Raw genomic sequence first — 18,222 nt, 5'->3', positions numbered from 1 at the left:
ACTCCACCCGAACCGGGCAATTCGCCCGTCCGGGCGCGTCCCCGGCGGTGACGGCCGGTCAGGTCGGTCAGGCCGGTCAGAGTGGTCAGGGGAGGAGATCCGTCCGGACCAGCTTCCCGTCCGGGCCCATCCGGTAGGACCGCGGCCGGCTCATCCGGGCGACCGCGGCCCGGACCGCCGCCGCCTCCGCCTCCGCCGCGGCCTGCCGGGCCGCGTCCGGGTCACCGAGCCGGTAGCCGAGCAGTGCGATCGCCTCCGGGTCCAGGTCGTCGGGGGCGGTGGCGCCTTCGGCGACGAAGCCGACCAGGGCGCGTAGGGCGTCCTCGCCGAGGCTCAGCGGGTGGAACGGCAGCGGGTAGGGCTTCTCGTCCACCTCGTCCACGTCGTCCGCTCGGCTCAGTGGCTTGACCGGGTGCCCGCCCGCCCAGTAGGGGAGTTCGAAGGGGAGGCGCTCGCCGAGGTCCTCGATCACGCCGCTGTCCGGGGAGAGGCTCAGCGAGCGGACCAGCCGGCCGTCCTCCCAGACCGCGAACGCCAGCCAGTCGACCACGCTGTGCATCGCGTGCAGCACCGTCCGGCGGCCCGGGCCGGTCGCGAGCAGCCCGGCGGGCAGCTCCGAGGGCCGGTCGACCATGAACCGCTGGTCGCACAGCACCTCCACCCCCGGCCAGCTGCCCGCGAACGCCTCCCCGTGGCCCGGGTAGGCCGCGTCGTACAGCTCGCGGGGCTCGTTCCCCGGCGTGACCGTCCAGCCCGGGTACAGTCGCGCCATCAGGGCGTCCGTCCGCTCCCGGTCGGGGGCGACGCCCTCGGCGCGCCGGAGCAGCTCGGGGACGGCGCCGTCCGCGTGGACGAGCAGGGCGGTCTTGGCTCCCATGGGTGCACTCCGGGTGAGGAGGGGGTTTCGTGCGCTCCGCACCCTAGGGGCCGGCACCGTCAGCAGTGCGCCAGCCCGAGCCGGTGCGCGCCCGAGAGCGCCCCGGCCGGCGCCGGCGCGGCCACCGGCCACGGCGCGGCCACCGGCCACGGCTCGGCCCGCGCGAAGCCGAGGCTCGGACCCGGTGAATCCGGCAGGTCGGACGGGACGATTCGCTCATGTCCTGCCCGGTGAACCGCGCGGACCCGCCTAGCCTGGCCCGTGTGAGCAGCGCAGCGGTGGAGCCCCGGACCCTGATCGGCACCCTGCTGCGGGCCTGCCACCCCGCGCCCGCCGCCGCCGTCACCGCGCTCACCGCCGCGATGGCCGCCACCGCCGGGCGCGGCGCGCTCGGCACGGCCCTCACCACCGGCGCCGTCGCCGCCGGACAGCTCTCGATCGGCTGGAGCAACGACCTGATCGACCGGCGCCGGGACGCGGACGCCGGACGGCCCGACAAACCGCTCGCCGCCGAAGAGCTGACGGTCCGTCAGGTGGTCGCGGCCACCCGCTGGGCGGTCGTCTGCTGCGTGCTGCTGTCGGCCGCCTGCGGGGTCGCCGCCGCGAGCGTCCACCTCGCGGCGGTGGCCGCCGGGTGGGCGTACAACCTGCGCCTCAAGGCCACCGCCTGGTCCTGGCTCCCGTACGCGGTGGCCTTCGCCCTGCTGCCCGCCTTCGTCACGCTCGCCCTGCCCGGCCGCCCCTGGCCCGCCCCGGACGTCCTCGCCGCGGGCGCGCTGCTCGGCACCGCCGCGCACTTCGCCAACGTGCTGCCCGACCTGGCCGCGGACCGCGCCGCCGGCGTCCGCGGCCTCCCGCAACGCCTCGGCCGCCGGGCCTCGGCGGTCATCGCCGTCCTCGCCGCGACCGCCGCCGCGCTCCTGCTCGCCCCCGGCTGGCCGGTGCTCGCGGTCACCACCCCGCCCGCCCTCACCACCCTGCTCGCCCCGCCCCGCAGCCGCGCCCCCTTCCTGGGCGTCATCGCGGCGGCGGCGATCGCGTTGGCGGTGCTGCTCCTGGGCAGGGGCCTGTAGAGGCGGTCAGTGGGTGAACACGGCGTACGAGAAGCCCTCCGCGCGCAGCACCGAGTGGGTCAGTGACACGCCCCGTCCGAACAGCGGCCGCCCGGGCAGTTCGCGTTCCACCGGCAGGCAGGCGGGCGTCCGGCGCGGGTTGACCACCACCAGGTAGCGCTCGCCCCGCAGGTACGCCAACGGGTAGCCGGTGTGCAGCAGTTCGACCGGCGCGTGCGCCCCCAGGCCGGGGTGCGCGCGGCGCAGCGCGATCAACTCCCGTACCTGGTGCAGCAGCGAGGACTCGTCGGCGCGCTGGGAGGCCACGTCCGGACGGTCCGGGGACGGGTCCAGCGGCAGGTAGAACTCCTCGGCGGGGGCGGTGGAGAAACCGGCGTCCGCCGTCGCGTCCCACTGCATGGGGGTGCGCGAACCGGCCCGGTTGTAGCGCGGGCCCAGCACGCTGCCCTCGGTGTCCGGCAGGCCCGGTACGAAGCGCATGCCGATCTCGTCGCCGTAGTAGATCGCCGGGACGGTCGGCCAGGTCAGCTGGAAGGTGAACGCCGCCGCCAACTGCTCGCGGGTGCGCGGCCCGCAGGCCAGCCGGGAGAAGTCGTGGTTCGCGGTGGGCAGCGAGGCGAAGCCGTGCCCGGCGGCGGCCTTCGCGGCGCGCTCCCACTCGGCCAGGAACGGGCGCATCGAGCCGCGCCCCTCGGCGTCGAAGTAGCACGGCTCGGCCGGCCACTCCTCGTGCACCGTGCCCGCGGCGTTGTTCCACAGCGAGCGCAGCGCCGCGCCGTCGTTCGGGCCGCCGAACTGCAGGAAGAAGTCCCCGTGGAAGCCCATCGGCACCGAGCGGGCCGGGTCGCCCCACTCGGCCAGGATCACGTTGTCGGGGTGGTTCGCGTCCATCCAGGCCCGCATCTCGCGCCACAGCCGGCCGGTCTCCACGAACCCGGGGTCGTCCTTGACCAGCGAGGACGCCATGTCGACCCGGAAGCCCGAGACGCCCAGCGCGAACCAGTGCGCCATGATCTCGCGCAGCGCCGCCCGGTTGGCCCGCGGGCCCTCGGCGTCCACCGGCTGCCGCCACGGCTCGGCCGGGTCGGTGCGGGCGTAGCCGAAGTTCAGCGCGGGCTGGAAGTCGAAGAAGTTCGGCCGGTACCAGCCCGGCCGGCTGCCCGGCGAGGCCACGTACCCGGGCGCCGGGCGGTCCGCCCACACGTAGCGGTGGTCGGACGGGTCGGCGGCCGAGCGGACGAACCACGGGTGCCGGTCCGAGGTGTGGCCCGCCACCAGGTCCAGCAGGACGCGGATGCCGACCCGGCGGGCCGCGTCGGTGAACTTCGCCAGGTCCTCCGGCGTCCCGTAGCGGGGCGCGGTGGTCAGGAAGTCCGCCACGTCGTAGCCCGCGTCGCCGAACGGGGAGGCGAAGCACGGGTTCAGCCAGACCGCGTCCACCCCCAGCCAGCGCAGGTACTCCAGCCGCTCCGTCAGCCCCGCGAAGTCGCCGATCCCGTCGCCGTCCCCGTCCGCGAAGCTCTGCGGATAGATCTGGTACAGCACCGCGTCGCTCGCCCACTCCGTGCCCACCACGGCCCCTCTCGCCTCGCACCGTCCCGCACCGCACCGCGGTGTCCCCCCAAGCCATGCCCCGCACCGGCCCCCGGGAACCGGGCGGCGGATGCTCGGCCCCTCCCCGGGCCCGGGGTGTCCGGAGCGCCCACTAGGGTGCCGCCAGGTGGTCGGCCGGTTCGTGGTCGGCCGGTCGGGGCCGGAGGGGCGAAGTGCGGCGCTGGGAGTCGGTCGACGGCGGTTCGGCGGAGTTCCGGGAGGCCGACGGGCTCGCCCGCGCCGCCGGGTTCCCGGACGAGGACGCGTTCGTGCTGCCCGAGGCGTGGCGCGCGCACGTGCTGCCGCGCCGCCGGGGCGGGGTGCCGGTGCCGCTGCCCGCGGGGTGGCCGGTGCTGGACGCGGCGGCGGTGGCCGAGGCGGAGGACCTCCACATGACCCGGCCGCACCGGGCGGTCGAGCAGGTGCTGACCGCCGAGGGGTCCGATCCCGGGGTGGTGGCCGCCGTCCGGGCGTACCGGGCCGGGGCGCCGGACCCGGTGGGGCTGGCGGCGGTCACCGCGATGCTCCGGGAGTGGGGCGATCCCGACTGGGAGGAGCGGGCCTTCGCGGGCTGGACGGCGCGCTTCGGCCTGAGCCTCGCGGTGCGGGCCGCCCTGGTCTCCCTGGAGGTGGACGCCTCCGAGCTGCAGGCGCCCCGCTGGGGGCGGGCCCGGGTGACCGTCCGCGACCTGGACTCCCCGTACTGCGCCGACCCGAGTTTCGGCCTCCGGGTGCTGGCGGCCGCCCGCCGGGCGCTGGCCGCCGCGCCGGAGGGCGAGTACGCGTCCGTGGTGGCGGAGTTGGCCGAGCTGCGGGGCACCCCGCTGCGCCGGGCGGTCACCGCGTTCCTGGTGCCGGAGCGGACGGAGTGGGTGGACGCCTGTCTGGCCGAGCTGTCCGGGCACGCGCGCGGGGTGACCCTCCTGCTGCGCGAGCTGCTGGTGCCCGCGCTCGGCGGCGCCGAACAGGCGCGGCGGTTCGACGCGGCGACGCGCGGGGTGTGGCTGTACTGGACGCCCCAGCTGGTGGCCACCCTCGCCGACGGGGTCGGGCCGGCCGCGGCGCCGCTGGTGGCGGAGGTGCTGGCGCACTACGGGAGCGAGGGCGACCGGGTGCGCGAGTACGCCGAGTACGTGGCGGAGTTCCCGACCGACGAGGCGATGGGCGAACTGGTCGACCGGATCGCCGCCAAGACCGTCCGGCTGGTGCTGCTGGAGACGGTGCGGCGCTTCCCGGTCCGGGCGGTGCGGGTCCTGTCGGCGGCGGCGCGGCGCGGCGGCCCCGACGCGGCGGCCGCCCGGCAGCTGCTCAACGGGCACGTGGCGGTGCTGCGTTCGCGGCTGCCGGAGATCCTGCCGACCCTGGACGAGGAGAGTGCGGCGTACGTACGGGGCCTGGAGGGGGCGCGGGAACCGCTGCCGGAGGCCGCGCCGGAGCGGCTGCCCGCGCTGCTGGTCGACCCGCCGTGGACGCGGCGGCGCGCCGTCCGCAAGCCGCGGGTGCTGACCGGCCCGGTGGCCGACCAGGACGTTCAACTGCTCTGGGATGAGGGCGAGTCGGCGGCGTTCGCGGCCACCCCCTTCCGCTCCTGGGAGTACACGGCGGACATCGGCTGGGCGGAGAAGGTGCGCAATTCCGAGGAGAACGGCTGGACCGGCCAGTGCTGCCGGCTGCTGGCCATCGCTCCGGCGGAGCTGATGGCGCCGTACCTGGAGTCCTGGGACCCGCGCGAACTGGCCTCCTGCGGTGAGCAGTTGGCACCGGTGCTGGCCAGGTTCGGCCCGGCCGCGCTGCGGCTGGTGCTCGGCGCGGCAGTGGCCCGGCCGGCCCAGGTCGCGCCGGTGCTGCTGCCGGTGCGCGGCGCGGTCGCGGCGGGCGTGATGGCGGACGCCCTGCTGCGGCTCAAGTCCGTTCAGCCGGTGGCCCGTTCGTGGTTCGCCCGGCACGGGGTGGCGGGGGCGCTGCTGCTGGTTCCGGCGGCGGTCGGCAAGGCCGGTCGGGAGCGGGCCGCGGCCGAGCACGCGCTGCGGCTGGTGGCCGCCCGGCAGGGGGCGGAGGCGCTGACGGCGGCGGTCGCCGAGCGCTACGGCGAGCGGGTCGCGGAGGTGGTCGCGGACGCACTGGACTTCGACCCGCTGCAGGCCGAGCTGCCCGCGAAGCTGCCCGAACTCCCCTCCTGGCTGCGGCTGGAGGTGCTGCCGCAGATCCAACTGGCCGACGGGAGCGGTGCCTTGACGCAGCAGGCGGTGCGTCACCTGCTGACCGTGCTGCAGTGGGGGAAGCTCCGCGAGCCGTACCCGGGCCTGGCGCTGGTCGCCCCGGCACTGCGGGCCGACACGGTGCGGGCGTTCTGCTGGACGCTGCTGGAGGAGTGGCGGCAGGTCGGGATGCCGGGGCCGGACAGCTGGACGCTGCACGCACTCGCCGAGTTCGGCGACGACGACACCGCCCGGCGACTGGCCCCGCTGCTGTGCGAGTGGCCGGGCCTGAACGCCCACCAGCGGGCGGTGGAGGGGCTGGACGTGCTGGCCGCGATCGGCACCGACGCCGCGCTGCTGCACCTCCAGGGCATCGCGCAGCGGGTGAAGTTCAAGGCGCTGAAGGCCCGTGCGCAGGAGAAGATCGCCGAGGTGGCGGAGGGCCTGGTCCTGACCGCCGAGCAGCTCGGCGACCGCCTGGTGCCCGACCTCGGCCTGGAGCCGGACGGCAGCACGGTGATCGACTACGGCAGCCGGAGGTTCACCGTCGGCTTCGACGAGCAGCTGCGCCCGTACGTGCGGGACGCCGACGGCAAGCGCCGCAAGGACCTGCCCGCGCCCGGTGTCAAGGACGATCCGGAACTCGCCCCCGCCGAACGCAAGCGGTTCGCCGCGCTGAAGAAGGACGTCCGCACCCTGGCCGCCGACCAGAGCGCCCGGCTGGAGGCCGCGATGGTCACCGAACGGACCTGGAGCACGGGCGAGTTCACCGACCTGCTGGTCGCCCACCCGCTGCTCGGACACCTGGTGCGCCGGCTGGTCTGGACGGCGGCTCCGGCCGGGGGCGCCGACGGCACCGCGTTCCGGGTCGCCGAGGACCGCAGCTACGCCGACGTCCACGACGGGCCGTTCGCGCTGCCCCCGGGCGCGGTCGTCCGACTCGCCCACCCGCTGCACCTGGCGCCCGCGGACCTCGCCGCCTGGGCCGAGCTGTTCGCGGACTACGAGATCCTCCAGCCGTTCCGTCAACTGGGGCGCTCAGTCGCCGCGTTGACCGAGGAGGAGGCCGCCGGCCACCGACTGCGCCGGTTCGAGGGGCACACCGTGCCGGTGGGCCGGCTGCTCGGGCTGACCAAGCGCGGCTGGCGGCGCGGCGAACCGCAGGACGCGGGGCTGGAGTTCTGGTTCCACAAGCCGCTGCCGAACGGCCGTCACCTGGTGATCGAGATCCAGCCGGGCATCGCGGTCGGCCTCCCCAACGAGTACGACGAGCAGACCTTCGAGGCGGTCTGGCTGGACGAATCACCGGGGAGCTACTGGCCGAACGGCCGTGAGTACCGCGAGCGCCTCGGTGACCTGGAGCCGGTCGTCTCCTCGGAACTCCTGGCCGAACTGGAGGAGTTGACCGCTCGGTGACGTCCGACGCCGGACGGCTGCCGACCGGTGCCGGCCCCGACCGGACGGAGGCGCGGCCCGAACGGTGACGCCGAGACACCAGCCCGCCCGCAGCCCGCCGCTCGCCGTCCTCCCGACTCCGTTCGTCCGAGGAGTGAGAAAGGGGCAGCGGAACGCGGTGCCCGGCCGCTATGGTTCCCGGCATGACCCTGCTGGTGAGCCGCCGCCATGTCGACCATGGCCGTGCCACCACGACGGGTTGTCGCCGCGTCGGCTGACGCGGCCCGTACCCCTTCCCTCCCGTAGAGGGCCGCTCACGCACTCCCGCCGAGCGGCCCCGCGCGCTTTCCCGTCCCCGGTGCCGTCCGCCGTTCGGCGTTCCTTCCTTCCGCTGCCGTCGGAAGGATTCAGCCTCCCGGAACAGGACCCCGCCATGCGCACCCGACTGCTGCTCCCCGCCCTCGCCCTGGCCGCGGCGCTCGCCGCCACCGCCTTCGGGCCGCTGCCCCCGCAGAACCCGGCCACCGCCCCGAACGGCAACGCCGGGATGCACGGTGACTCCGCCTCCAGCGACACCACCCCGTACGCGGGGCCCGGTACCGGCGCCGTCAACTGGAGCCGCACCGCGCTCGCCTCGGCCTGCCCCACCGTGACGGTCGGGCAGGACGGCTACCCGGTCGCGCTGTGCACCACGATCTTCGGCCAGACTCCGACCGTGCACCTGCTCGACCCCGCGAACGGCAACGACCTGGCCTCGCTGGAGCTCCCCAAGGGCGCCCTGTTCGGCGGCGTGTACGCCTACCTGGACCAGAACGACCGGCTGGTCGGCGTCGACGGCAACGACAACCTGCTGCGGATCGGCCACCACCGCGGCAGCAGCGGCTCCTGGCAGCTGACCGTCGACGAGAGCACCCCGCTGGCCGCCGCGATACCGTCCGGCGACAACATCGTCGGCCTCAGCCCCGGCTGGGACGGCAAGGTGTGGTTCGCCACCGGCGGCGGCGTCATCGGCACCGCCGACACCGCCACCGGCACGGTGCGCACCCTGGCCACCGGCGAGGGCGTCGCCAACAGCATCTCCACCGTCCCCGGCCACACCGCCGTCGCCACCGACCACGCCCTGTACCTGCTCGGCCAGGCCGCCGACGGCACCCCCGTCGTGCAGTGGCGCGCCCCCTACGACCGCGGTCCCGGCCGCAAGCCCGGCCAGCTCAGCTGGGGCACCGGCGCCACGCCCAGCTTCTTCGGGCCCGGCGACGGCACCGAGTACGTCACCATCACCGACAACGCCGCCCCGCACGAGAACCTGCTGGTCTACAAGGTCGACGCCGGGCCGGCCCCGGTCTGCAGCACGCCGGTGCTCACCAAGTGGGCCGCCAGCGGCACCGAGGACGCGGTGATCGCCTCCGGCCGCAGCGTGTTCGTCACCAACACCTACGGCTACCCGTACCCGGCGCTGCCCGAGGGCGCGCCCGCCAGCGTCCCGTCCTCGGCCTCCTTCCAGGGCGGCCTGGCCCGGATCGACCTGAACGCGACCGGCACCGGCTGCTCCACCGTGTGGGAGAGCGACGTCAAGTCGGCGGCGCTGCCCCGGCTCTCGCTCGGCGACAACCTGATCTACACCGTCACCGTCAGCGGCCCCACCGACTCGGTCGGCGCCCAGACCTTCGCCAGCTACGCGCACGCGGTGATCGACCCGGCCACCGGCGCCAAGGTCGCCGGCACCACCTTCGGCATCGGCCTGCTCTACAACCCGCTGCAGATGACCGGCACCACCGCGCCCAACGGCACCCTCTACCAGGGCACCGAGACCGGGGTGCTGCGGATCACCAAGAAGTAGGAACCGTGCGAAGGGCCCCGGGGGAACTTCCTCCGGGGCCCTTCGCACGCCCGTCCGGAAATTCCCCCGCCGCCGGGAAGGACGCCCTACCGGCCGGGAACGTCGGCTTCCTAGATTCCTCGTCGCGACAACCGGCCCTGGAAGAAACCGAGTTCCCGAGGGGGAGAGTGTGGCTGACCTAGAGGTGGGCGTACTGGCGATCGGCGCCGGACCGGCGAACCTGGCCCTCGCCGCCGCGATCGAGGAGAGCGGATCGGCCGAACTGGCCGAGCGCACCCTGCTGTTGGAGCAGGCCCCGGACATCAAGTGGCAGCGCGACCTGCTGATGCCCTGGGCCCGCAGCCAAGTGTCCTTCCTGAAGGACCTGGTGACCCTGCGCGACCCGCGCAGCCGCTTCTCGTTCCTGAACTTCCTGCACCAGCACGACCGGCTGGACCAGTTCATCAACCTGGGCACCTTCCACCCGCACCGCTGGGAGTTCTCCGACTACCTGCAGTGGGTGGCCCGTTCGCTGGAGAAGGTGCGGATCCGCTACGACGCGAAGGCCACCGCCACCGAGCCGCGCTACGACGCCGACGGCAAGCTGGTCGGCTGGCAGGTCACCCTCGCCGACGGCGACACCATCCGCTGCCGCGACCTGGTCGTCGGCGCCGGCCGCGACATGCACATCCCCGCGGTCTTCGCCGACCTGCCCGCCGAGAAGGTCATCCACAGCGCCCGCTTCCGCAGCCGGATCAGCACCGTCGACAAGGACGCCCCGCTGCGCACCGTGGTGATCGGCGGCGCGCAGAGCGCCGCCGAGATGTTCATGGCGCTGTACGAGAACCTGCCGAACTCCACCGTCACCATGCTGGTCCGCTCGATCGGCCTGCAGAACTACCAGACCAGCAAGTTCGTCAACGAGCTGTTCTACCCGTCCTTCGTCGACGAGTTCTTCGACGCCCCCGCCGACACCCGCGCCCAGCTCCTCGACGAGATGCGGTTCACCAACTACGCCGCGCTCGCCCCGCCGTTCCTCGACGAGCTGTACATGCTGCTCTACCGCGAGAAGATGATCGGCACCGGCCGGGCCGAGGTCCGGGCGATGACCGAGGTGCTCGCCGCCCGCGAGGAGGACGGCGAGGTGGTCCTCGACCTGCGCGACCGGCGCACCGGCAAGGTCACCGAGCAGCGCTGCGACCTGGTCCTGCTCGGCACCGGCTACGACAGCCGGATGCCGTCCCTGGTGCGGCAGTTGACCGAGAAGGCCGGGCTGGCCGAGGTCACCGTCAGCCGTGACTACCGGGTCGAGCTGGGCGCGGGCACCGACGCCGCGCTGTACCTGCAGGGCGTCAACGAGGCCACCCACGGCATCGCCGACTCGCTGATCAGCGTGCTCGCCCACCGGGCCCGCGACATCACCGGCGACCTGCTGGCCCGCCACGGCCTGGCCGTCGCCACCCCCGCCGCCCCCGCCGTCGCCCCCGCCGTCGCCCCCGCCGTCGCCCCCGCCGTCGCGGGCGGCCGCTGATGGCCGCGCTGCTGGTGGTCGCCCCCGGCCCCACCGCCAACGGGGACCTGCACCTGGGCCACCTGGCCGGGCCGTTCCTGTCCGCCGACGTGTGCGCCCGCTACGCCCGCGCCACCGGCCGGGACACCCTGTTCGGCACCGGCGTCCACTTCACCCAGAACTACATCGTCACCACCGCCCGCCGGCTCGGCGAACAGCCCGAGGAGCTGCGGCAGCGCGCCGCCGAACAGGTCGAGGCCACCCTGGCCGCGGCCGGGATCGTCCCGGATGGCTTCGTCCGGTTCGACGAGCGCTACCTGAAGACCGTCCGCACCTTCTTCGAACGGCTGTACGGCGAAGGGCACTTGAGGCTGCGCAAGGTCGCCTTCCCGTACCTGCCCGGCACCGGCGAGTACCTCACCGACGCCTACGTCCGCGGCGGCTGCCCGGTCTGCCTGGCCGAGGGCTGCGCCGGGCTGTGCGAGAGCTGCGGCCACTGGATCGCCTCCGGCGAACTGATCGACCCGCGCTCCACCCGGCACCCCGAACTCCCGGTCGAACTGCGGGAGAAGGAGGTCCTGGTGCTGCCGCTGGAGGAGCACCGGACCGCCCTGGCCAGCTACTTCGCCCGGCTGGCCCCCACCATGCGGCCCCGACTCGCCCAGCTCGTCGAGGAGTTGATGGCCCGGCGGCTACCCGACTACCCGATCACGCTGCCCATCGACTGGGGCATCCCCGCCCCGTTCGCCGAGACCCCCGGCCAGGTGCTGTACTCCGACACCGAGACCGTCGCCTGGAGCCTGCACGCCATCGCGCTGGCCGCCGAGGCCCGCGGCGAGGTCCCCGGCGACGAGGAACGGCACTGGGCGCTGGAGAACGGCCCCGAAGTCGCCTACTTCTTCGGCTCCGACGCCAGCTTCGCCTTCGCACTGGCCGGCACCGCCATGCTGCTCGCCCTCGGCGGACTCGCCCTGCCCGCGCACTTCGTCACCAACGAGTTCTACGAGCTCGACAGCGACAAGTTCTCCACCAGCCGCGGCCACGTCGTCACCGGACGCCAGCTCACCGCCGAGGTCCCGCGCGACCTCGCCCGCTACTACCTGGCCGCCACCGGCCCCGACTTCCAGCGCACCAACTTCACCCGCGCCGCCATGGACCGGGTCTGCGGCCAGCGCCTGGTCGAACCCTGGAACCGGGTCGCCGCCAAGGCCGAGGCCCACCTCGGCCGCGGCCCGCTGCCGGTCGGCGCCCGCTCCCGGCACGCCGCCGCGCTGATCGCCGAACGCTTCGCCGCCGCCCTGCGCCCGCGCCGCTTCAGCCTCAGCGCCGCCGCCGCCACCCTCACCGAACAGCTCGGCCGGCTCGACCGCTGGGAGGTCACCGACGCCGACGCCGGCGACTTCTGGCACGAACTCGACCTGTTCCTGCGCTGCGCCGCCCCGCTGCTGGTCGACCTCGCCGCCGAGGCCCTGCCCGACACCGCGATCCCCGCCGAGCACACCGCCACCACCGTCACCCCCCGCCCGCTGCCCCGGCTGGCGACCCGCGCCCGCGGCGGCGGGCGGTGAGCAGTGCCACCGGTCTCGCGCCGACCGCCCCCGCGACGGGCAGCGCCGCCGCGCACGTGGTGGTGGTCGGCGCGGGCGTCACCGGCCTGCTCGCCGCCGTCGCCTGCGCCCGGGCCGGGCACCGGGTCACCGTCCTGGAGCGCGGCCCGCTGCCCAACCCCGACGCCACCTCGCACGACCAGCACCGCGCCATCCGCACCCTGCTGCCCGGCGAACCCGACGGCACCGCCCGCCGGCTCGCCGCGCACCGCCACTGGCAGGACCTGGAGGCGCTGCTCGGCACCCCGCTGTACCGCCGGGTCGGCACCCTCACCGCCCACCCCGCCGAACGCCTCGACGAGCTGCTCGCCGAGGCCGCCGAGGCGGGCGTCCCGGTGGACCTGCCGGAGCCGGACGCGCTCCCGCCGCTGGGACTGCCGCCCGGCACCGTCGGGGTGCGCGAACGCACCGGCGGCGTGCTGCTCGCCGACCGGGTGCTGCACGCCGCCACCCGCTGGCTGACCGCCCGGCCGGGCGTGGTGCTGCGCCCGCACAGCACCGTCCGCTCGGTGTTCACCGGCTCCGGCCGGATCGTGCTGGACACCGGCGAGGTGCTCCGCGGCGACCTCGCCCTGCTGGCCGGCGGCCCGTGGACCCGGCGGCTCGCCCCCGGCCCGGTCACCCTGTACCGGCAGACCATGCTCTACCTGCGCCGCCCCGACGGCGAGGACCGCTGGGACGACGCGCCCGCCGCGGGCGGCCTGGGCCGGGCGGGCCGCGGCTGGGTGCTGCCGCCCGGCGCCGGGACGCTGCTCAAGCTCAGCTCCGACACGGTGTGCCGCCCCGTCGCGGACACCGACAGCACCGGCGAGGACCAGCGGTCCCACCTGGACCGGCTGGCCGCCGAGGGCGTCCTGCCCGACCTGGAGCGCTACCGGGTGGCGGGCGTCCGGGTCTGCCACTACACCGCGGACACCGCCACCGGCGGCCCGCTGCTCACCCGGGTCTCCCCGGGCCTGTGGACCCGCGCCGCCTGCGGCGGCAGCGGGTTCTCCACCGCTCCGCTGGTCGCGGAGCGCATCGCCGAAGCAGTGAAGGAGGCGGCATGACCGACGACGACGGGCCCCCGATCGGCGTCCTCGACACGCTCAGGGCCACCCCGACCACCGTCCGGTACCTGCTCGGCGGCGTCCTGGTCAACCAGCTCGGCGCGTTCGTCCAGACCTTCCTGGTGCTCTACCTGACGCACCGGGACCTGTCGGACGGCACCGCGGGCCTCGCGCTCGGCGCGTACAGCCTGGGCACCGTGTTCGGCACCCTGCTCGGCGGGGAGGCCACCCACCGGTTCGGGGCGCGCACCACCATCGTCGCGGCGATGCTCGGCTCCGCGCCGCTGGTCGCCGTGCTGCCGCTGCTGGCCCGGCCGGGGCTGGTCCCGGCGCTGCTGGTGGCGATCGCGCTGGCCGGCCTGGCCGCGCAGGCGTACCGGCCCGCGGCCTCGGTACTGCTCAGCGACCTGATGCCGGAGCGCTACCACGTGATGGCGTTCTCGATGATGCGGATCGCGCTGAACACCGGCGCCGCGCTCGCCCCGCTGATCGCCGCCGGGGTGATCCTGCTCGACTGGGACCTGCTGTTCTGGATCGACGGCGCCACCACCCTGGTGTACGCGCTGCTCGCCCACCGGCTGCTGCCCCGGCACGCGGTGCCCGAGCGGGCGCCGCGGACGAAGGCCGAACGCCGCGCGGACGGCCGGGCCGCGTACGCCGGGATGCTCCGCGACCGGGCGTACCTCGCCTACCTGGCCGCGGTGGTGCTCGGGACGGTCGCCTACGTGCAGTCCTCGATCTCGCTGCCGCTGGAGATCGTCCACGACGACTACCCGACCTGGCTGTACAGCGCGGTGCTCACCGCCTCCTCGCTGGTGCTGATCACCTGCGAGCTGAAGATCACCGCGTACATCACCCGGATCCCCACCCACCTGGCGGTCGGCGTCGGCCACCTGGTCAACTCGATCGGCCTCGCCGCCTACGGGCTGGCCGTGCACTCCGGGGCGTTCGTGCTGTTCGGCGCGGTGCTCGCGGTCAGCGGGCTGATGATCGCCGGGCCCAGCATGTTCGCCCACCCGGCCACCTTCCCGGACGGCTCGAAGGCCCGCTACCTGGCCACCATGCAGGCCGCGGCCGGCCTGGCCTCGGCGGTCGGACCGCTGTTCGGCGTGTGGGCCTGGACGCACCTGCACGCCGGGTTCTGGGTGCTGATGGCCGTGGTCAACGGCCTGGCCGGGGTGCTCGCGGTGTACGGCACCAGGCAGCGGGCGCAGCGGCGGACGGCCGCCGCGGCCGCCGCCGACCAGGACCCGGTGGGGGAGACGGTATGAGCGGCCCGTCGACCGGCCCGCGGCCGGTGCTGATCGTCGGCTACGTGGCCTTCGCGGTCGCGACCGTCGCGGCCTTCCAGGACGCCGACTCGGTGGTCTACGTCGAGGAACCGGACGTCGCCCGCAAGCGGAACCTCGCCGGGGCGGTCGAAGCCATCGGCTACGCCCGCGGCCTGATCGAGTGGGAGTACCACCTGCCCGGCCGCGCCGATGCCTTCTTCGCCGCCCACCCCGGGCTCGAGCCGGTCGCGGTGATCCCCGCCGTCGAGTACGCGGTGCCGTTCGCGGCCCGGCTCGCCGAACGCTACGGGCTGCCCGGCGCGGGCCTGGGAGCCGCCCAACTGCTGCGCGACAAGCACCAGTTGCGGGTGGTCGCGGCCGCCGCCGGGATCGCCAACCCGGCCTCCGAGCCGGTCGCCGACGCCGCCGCGCTGGCCGGCTTCCTGGCCCGGCACCCCGGCCCGGCGGTGCTCAAGCCCGCCAACCGGCAGGCGTCCGTCGGCACCCTGGTGGTCGGCGGCCCCGAGGAGGCCGAGGCCGCCTGGGCGTTCGGACAGGCCCAGGACGAGGGCGCGTTCGTCCCGGACCGGCCGATCACCCCCGTCATGCTGGCCGAACAGTACGTCTCCGGGCCGGAGTTCAGCGTCGAGATGCTGGTCGCCGACGGCCGCCCGGTGTTCGCCAACACCACCGGCAAACTGCTCTACCCCGGCCCGCACCCGATCGAGTCCGGGCACACCGTCCCGGCCGAACTGCCCCCGGAGACCCACGAGTTGCTGGCCGCCGAGACCGAAAGGCTGGCCGCCGCGGTCGGCTTCGGCACCGGCGTGCTGCACTGCGAGTGGATCCTCGCCGACGGCGTCCCGGTCCTGGTCGAGTGCGCCGGACGGCTGCCCGGCGACTCCATCACCGACCTGATCGAGGCCGCCTACCCGGTCGACCTCACCCGCGCCTACTACGCGCTGATGCGCGGCGAGGACCCCGGCCCGCTGCCCGCCAAGGCCGAACGCGCCACCGCCGCCGCCTTCCTGGCCCCCGACCGGCCCGGCACCGTCACCGCCGTGCACGGCCTGGACGCCGCCCGCGCCGCCGAAGGCGTCCGGCTCGCCGCGGTCGGCATCGCCCCCGGCCACCGCGCCACCGGCCTGCGCAGCTCCTGGGACCGGGTCGGCATCGTCACCACCCTCGCCGACACCCCCGCCGAGGCCCGCCGGCTCGCCGACGCGGCCGCCGCGCTGGTCCGGTTCGACCTCGCCCCCCGAGCAGCGGAGGAATCATGACCGAACAACGGGAAACGACGCCCGGCACCCTGCTGGTGATCGGCAGCGGACTCAAGGAGTACCGCGAGTACCTGGTCGGCCCGATGAGCCGCCGGGCCCGCGCCGCCGGCCTGGAGCTGCTGCTGGTCAACAACCTGCGGCCGACCTGGCAGCGCGAGTACTTCGACGAGATCGTGGTCGCCGACGTCTTCGACACCGCCACCATGAACGCCACTGTCCGGGAGATCGCCGCCCGCCGGAACATCGTCGGCCTGCTCTGCTGGGACGAGCCGCTGGTGCTGGACGCCGGCCTGCTGGCCGCCGAACTCGGCGTCCCCGGCCTGTCCGAACGCGGCGTGCGCGGCGTCCGCGACAAGGAGCGCACCCGCACCGTGCTCACCGCCGCCGGCCTGCGCCAGCCCGGCTTCGCGCTCACCACCGACCTCGCCGAGGCCCGCGCCGCCGCCGCCCGGATCGGCTACCCCGTGGTGCTCAAGCCGCGCGCCATGGGCGCCAGCATCGGCGTGGTCTTCGCCGCCGACGAGCGGGAGCTCGACGAGGCGTTCCGCACCGCGCTGTCCGCCAGCGAGGTCGACCCCGGCCCCTACCGGGCCAGCGTGATCGTCGAGGAGTACGCGGGCGGCCCGGAGATCAGCGTGGACGGCGCCGTCCACAAGGGCGAGTACCTGCCGCTGTTCCTGGCCCGCAAGTACAGCAGCGACGAGCCGTACTTCGAGGAGGTCGGCCACGTCGTCGACGCCGCCGACCCGCTGCTCGCCGATCCGGCCCTGCTGGCCCACCTGGCCGACGCGCACCGGGCGCTCGGCGTCGAGGACGGCATCACCCACACCGAGCTGCGGCTCACCCCGCGCGGCCCGCTGATCGTCGAGGTCAACGGGCGGCTCGGCGGCGACCTGATCCCGCTGCTCGGCCGGATCGCCACCGGGATCGAACCCGGCGAGGTGCTGTTCGACGTCGCCACCGGCCGCCGCCCGGAGATCGCCCCGACCCGCGCCGCGGTCGCCGGTATCCGCTTCGGCTGCCCCGAACAGGACTGCCAGCTGGAGGAGTTGACCCTCCCCGCGCCCGGCGACGCGCCCGGCCTGCTGCACGCCGCCCCGATGGCCCCGCCCGGCACCGTGCTGCGGCTGCCCCCCGGCGGCTACCTGGCCCGGCACTCCTTCGTGGTCTGCGAGGCCGACGGCGTCGCCGCCTGCGAGCAGCGGCTGGCCGCCGCCGCCGCGCTGGTGCGCACCGTCACCTCGGAGGTCGGGCCCGCCGACCCCGAGGCCCCGTTCGCGATGCCCGCCGGGCTGCTGGACGTGGACCGGTGAGCGCCGCGCGCTGGGCCGGACCGCCCCAGGACGCCGCCGAGGTGCTGCGCCGGGCCAGGGAGATCGCCCCCGCGCTGCGGGAGAAGGCCCCGGAGATCGAGGCCAACCGCACGCTGCCCGCCGAGGTGGTCGAACTGCTGCGCGGCACCGGCGTGTTCCGGATGTGCTTCGCCCGCGAGTGGGGCGGCCCCGAACTCACCTCGGTCGAACAGCTGGAGGTCGTCGAGGCGCTGGCGCACGGCGACGCCTCGGCCGCCTGGTGCGCCGTGATCGGCGCCAACAGCGGGCTGCTCGCCAACTTCCTCCACCAGTCCGTGGTGAAGGACGTGTACCCGAGCCTGGACCTGATCACCGCTGGTGTGCTCGCCCCGGCCGGCCGGGCCGAGCGGGTCCCCGGCGGCTTCCGGCTCAGCGGCCGCTGGTCGTTCGGCTCCGGGATCAGGCACAGCGACTGGGTCACCTCCGGCGCGTTCCTGTTCCAGGACGGCGAGCCCTGGGCCGAGCCCGGCAGCCCGCACGCACACGACTCCCGACAGTTCCTGGTGCCGCGCTCCGCCGTCGAGGTGGTCGAGGACTGGGACACCACGGGCCTGTGCGGGACCGGCAGTTGCGACTACACGATGACCGACGTGTTCGTCCCCGAGGAGCACACCTTCACCTTCTGGGAGGTCCGCGGCACCCCCGGCCCGCTCGCCCAGCCGGACTCCTTCATGCGCGCCCTGTGCGGCGTCCCGCTCGGCGTGGCCCGGGCCGCGCTCGACCACGCCCGCGAGGTCGCCACCACCCGCTACGACCGGATGGCCGGCCGCAGCTGGGCCGACAGCTGGCGGGTGCAGACCGAACTCGCCAGCTGCGAGGCCGAGTTCAACGCCGCCCGGGAGGGCGTGTACGGCGCGGCACGCCGCCAGTGGGCGGTGCTGTCGGCCGGCGGCACCCTGGACGACCTCACCCCGACCGAGCGCGCCGCCTCCCCGCTCGCCTGGCTGCACGCCTTCCGGGCCTCCCGCGCCGTCGTCACCCGGCTCTACGACCTGCTGCAGACCTGGTCGATCAACCGCTCCTCGCCGATGGACCGCTGGCTGCGCGACACCGCGGTGATGTGCCAGAACCTGACCGCCCAGGACGCCGTGCTGGAGTCGGTCGGCGCCTACCTGCTCGGCAGCCCCCCGCTGTTCCGGATCAGCCTCGGCCTGGACCGCTGACCCGCCCGACCCCCCCGACGTAGAAGGAGAAGTGA

General features: G+C 75.1%; 12 protein-coding genes. 10 read left to right on the top strand and 2 right to left on the bottom strand.

Going from position 1 to position 18,222, the window contains the following annotated elements; genetic code table 11:
* Positions 1–85: 85 nt before the first annotated feature.
* Positions 86–877, bottom strand: a complete 792-nt coding sequence (locus tag ABD345_RS05750) for a DUF6928 family protein (protein WP_344550665.1) — start codon at positions 875–877, stop codon at positions 86–88.
* Positions 878–1,140: 263 nt separating this feature from the next.
* On the opposite strand from ABD345_RS05750, the gene ABD345_RS05745 reads away from it, so the two are divergent.
* Positions 1,141–1,950, top strand: a complete 810-nt coding sequence (locus tag ABD345_RS05745; protein WP_344550664.1) for a UbiA family prenyltransferase — start codon at positions 1,141–1,143, stop codon at positions 1,948–1,950.
* 6 nt (positions 1,951–1,956) lie between these two features.
* Here ABD345_RS05745 and ABD345_RS05740 read toward each other — a convergent pair whose 3' ends face one another.
* Positions 1,957–3,525 (bottom strand): alpha-amylase family glycosyl hydrolase, encoded by a 1,569-nt coding sequence (locus ABD345_RS05740; protein WP_344550663.1) that lies wholly within the window; start codon positions 3,523–3,525, stop codon positions 1,957–1,959.
* A gap of 191 nt (positions 3,526–3,716) precedes the next feature.
* On the opposite strand from ABD345_RS05740, the gene ABD345_RS05735 reads away from it, so the two are divergent.
* The 9 genes from ABD345_RS05735 to ABD345_RS05695 all read left to right on the top strand — a co-directional run bounded on the left by ABD345_RS05735 (position 3,717) and on the right by ABD345_RS05695 (position 18,187).
* Positions 3,717–7,157 carry a DUF4132 domain-containing protein gene (locus ABD345_RS05735; protein WP_344550662.1) on the top strand — a complete coding sequence of 1,147 codons (3,441 nt, stop codon included), beginning with the start codon at positions 3,717–3,719 and terminating at the stop codon, positions 7,155–7,157.
* A gap of 412 nt (positions 7,158–7,569) precedes the next feature.
* The gene (locus ABD345_RS05730; RefSeq protein WP_344550661.1) at positions 7,570–8,976 is read left to right on the top strand and encodes a hypothetical protein; all 1,407 of its coding nucleotides are present in this window, start codon (positions 7,570–7,572) and stop codon (positions 8,974–8,976) included.
* Between the two features lie 169 nt (positions 8,977–9,145).
* Complete coding sequence (locus ABD345_RS05725) at positions 9,146–10,486, top strand: SidA/IucD/PvdA family monooxygenase (RefSeq protein ID WP_344550660.1); 1,341 nt, start codon at positions 9,146–9,148, stop codon at positions 10,484–10,486.
* Complete coding sequence (locus ABD345_RS05720; RefSeq protein ID WP_344550659.1) at positions 10,486–12,033, top strand: class I tRNA ligase family protein; 1,548 nt, start codon at positions 10,486–10,488, stop codon at positions 12,031–12,033. The genes ABD345_RS05725 and ABD345_RS05720 overlap by 1 nt, the downstream gene beginning before the upstream one ends.
* A complete protein-coding gene (locus ABD345_RS05715; protein ID WP_344550658.1) occupies positions 12,030–13,121 on the top strand; it encodes an NAD(P)/FAD-dependent oxidoreductase in 1,092 nt (363 codons plus the stop codon). The genes ABD345_RS05720 and ABD345_RS05715 overlap by 4 nt, the downstream gene beginning before the upstream one ends.
* Positions 13,118–14,392 carry an MFS transporter gene (locus ABD345_RS05710; RefSeq protein ID WP_344550657.1) on the top strand — a complete coding sequence of 425 codons (1,275 nt, stop codon included), beginning with the start codon at positions 13,118–13,120 and terminating at the stop codon, positions 14,390–14,392. Before ABD345_RS05715 ends, ABD345_RS05710 begins: the two co-directional genes overlap by 4 nt.
* Positions 14,389–15,672: an ATP-grasp domain-containing protein gene (locus ABD345_RS05705; protein WP_344550656.1), complete on the top strand. Its 1,284-nt coding sequence runs from the start codon at positions 14,389–14,391 to the stop codon at positions 15,670–15,672. The genes ABD345_RS05710 and ABD345_RS05705 overlap by 4 nt, the downstream gene beginning before the upstream one ends.
* Positions 15,669–16,985, top strand: coding sequence for an ATP-grasp domain-containing protein (locus tag ABD345_RS05700; protein ID WP_344550655.1), 1,317 nt, complete (start codon positions 15,669–15,671; stop codon positions 16,983–16,985). Before ABD345_RS05705 ends, ABD345_RS05700 begins: the two co-directional genes overlap by 4 nt.
* Positions 16,982–18,187, top strand: a complete 1,206-nt coding sequence (locus ABD345_RS05695) for an acyl-CoA dehydrogenase family protein (protein WP_344550654.1) — start codon at positions 16,982–16,984, stop codon at positions 18,185–18,187. The genes ABD345_RS05700 and ABD345_RS05695 overlap by 4 nt, the downstream gene beginning before the upstream one ends.
* Positions 18,188–18,222: the final 35 nt, after the last annotated feature.

The organism is Kitasatospora saccharophila (assembly GCF_039529925.1).
GTDB classification, from domain to species: domain Bacteria; phylum Actinomycetota; class Actinomycetes; order Streptomycetales; family Streptomycetaceae; genus Kitasatospora; species Kitasatospora saccharophila.
This window is presented reverse-complemented; position numbering and strand designations above follow the sequence as displayed.

Excerpts from the sequence above, each read along its gene's own strand:
- ABD345_RS05710 (WP_344550657.1), top strand. The coding sequence starts at position 13,118 with ATGACCGACGACGACGGGCCCCCGATCGGCGTCCTCGACACGCTCAGG.
- ABD345_RS05700 (WP_344550655.1), top strand. The coding sequence starts at position 15,669 with ATGACCGAACAACGGGAAACGACGCCCGGCACCCTGCTGGTGATCGGC.
- ABD345_RS05720 (WP_344550659.1), top strand. The coding sequence starts at position 10,486 with ATGGCCGCGCTGCTGGTGGTCGCCCCCGGCCCCACCGCCAACGGGGAC.
- ABD345_RS05750 (WP_344550665.1), bottom strand. The coding sequence starts at position 877 with ATGGGAGCCAAGACCGCCCTGCTCGTCCACGCGGACGGCGCCGTCCCC.
- ABD345_RS05730 (WP_344550661.1), top strand. The coding sequence starts at position 7,570 with ATGCGCACCCGACTGCTGCTCCCCGCCCTCGCCCTGGCCGCGGCGCTC.
- ABD345_RS05705 (WP_344550656.1), top strand. The coding sequence starts at position 14,389 with ATGAGCGGCCCGTCGACCGGCCCGCGGCCGGTGCTGATCGTCGGCTAC.